We start from the raw sequence: 1,540 nt of genomic DNA on the forward strand, positions 1-1,540 counted from the left end.
ACGGGGATGCTTTGGTGCGGTTGGTGGATTCGGGGGTTGGGGTAGCGGCGGCGTGTGGGTCGTTGGGTATAGCGCGGGGTCGCGGTTACGAGATCTTGCGGGCACTTGGTCGGGGGTCGGGCCGGCGGTCGGTTGTCACCGATGTGGTGCGTGACCAGGTCGTTGTGGTGTTCGGGCAGTCGGGGAGTATCAACCGTGCGGCGGCCGTGTGCGGGGTGAGTCATGGCACTGCTCGCCGAATCCTTGTCGCGGCGGGGTTAGTTCCCGCAGCGAGGGCGGTGAGGGGCAAGGCGCCGGCCAGGATCCGGTTCGCGGAGCTGATGGAGGCGGGCTGGTCGATCGCCCGCGCGGCCCAGGAGGTGGGCGTGAACCGGCGTACCGGGCTGGACTGGCATCAGGGGGTCCGCAAGGTGAACAACACGCGGATCCACCCCGACGGCAGGGTCGTGGACTCCGCGACCGCAGCCCGGTATCACCGGTCCATGACCGGACCGGCCGATGCTGTGACCAGCGACCTGATCAGTGACCGTTCCCTGTGCCTGGACCAGCGGCTGGCGATCGCTGACGGACTGATCAACAAACTCACCCTGACCGCGATCGCGGCCGGCATCGGCAAGCACAAGTCCACGGTCTGCCGCGAGGTTCGCGCCCACAGCACCGACGGGCTCTACCTGCCCCACCAGGCGCACCGTGATGCCGCGGCGGCCCGGGCCCGGCCCAAGACCTGCAAGCTGATGACCGACACCGCGCTGCGTGAACAGGTCGAGCAAGGCCTGGAACGCAAGTTGTCTCCGGAGCAGATCTCGAACAGGCTCGTCAAGGACTTCCCCGACGACGAGAGCATGCGCGTGAGCCACGAGACGATCTACCAAGCGCTGTACTTCCAGGCCCGCGGCGGTCTCAAACGCGAGGTCCAGGCCGCGCTGCGCACCGGACGCACCCGCCGCAAGCCGCAACGCCAGCCCGATCAGCGCCGGCACCGCTTCGACGAGATGATCATGATCTCCGAGCGGCCGGCCGAGGCCGACGACCGCGCCGTTCCCGGCCACTGGGAAGGAGACCTGATCATGGGCGAGCACAACCGGTCCGCGATCGGCACCCTGGTCGAACGCGCCACCCGCTACACGATGCTGGTCCACCTGCCCGGCGGCCACGACGCCGAACAGGTCCGCGACGGACTGATCCAGACCATGCAGACCCTGCCCGACCACCTACGCGGCTCCCTGACCTGGGACCAAGGCAGCGAGATGGCCAGACACAAGCAGTTCTCGATAGCCACCGACATCGCCGTCTACTTCTGCGACCCGCACTCACCCTGGCAACGCGGCACCAACGAGAACACCAACGGGCTCCTGCGCCAGTACTTCCCCAAAGGAACCGACCTGTCGGCCTACGGACCCGAAGACCTCGAACACGTCGCCCAAGAACTCAACGCCCGACCACGCAAAACGCTCAGCTGGGACACCCCAGCCGAGCGCCTGCGTGATCTACTCACCACCTAGAAACCAACACGGTGTTGCAACGACCCCCTGAAACCGCC

At 67.2% G+C, this 1,540-nt stretch carries 1 protein-coding gene; it reads left to right on the plus strand.

Features of this window, described 5'->3' with window-relative positions:
• Positions 1 to 320 precede the first annotated feature (320 nt).
• The gene (locus E1218_RS35715; RefSeq protein ID WP_132327446.1) at positions 321 to 1,502 is read left to right on the plus strand and encodes an IS30 family transposase; all 1,182 of its coding nucleotides are present in this window, start codon (positions 321 to 323) and stop codon (positions 1,500 to 1,502) included.
• The last annotated feature ends 38 nt before the right edge of the window (positions 1,503 to 1,540 follow it).

Source organism: Kribbella turkmenica, from assembly GCF_004348725.1.
Classification (GTDB): Bacteria; Actinomycetota; Actinomycetes; order Propionibacteriales; family Kribbellaceae; genus Kribbella; species Kribbella turkmenica.

Coding starts and splice junctions, on each gene's coding strand:
- E1218_RS35715 (WP_132327446.1), top strand. CDS start 321: ATGGAGGCGGGCTGGTCGATCGCCCGCGCGGCCCAGGAGGTGGGCGTG.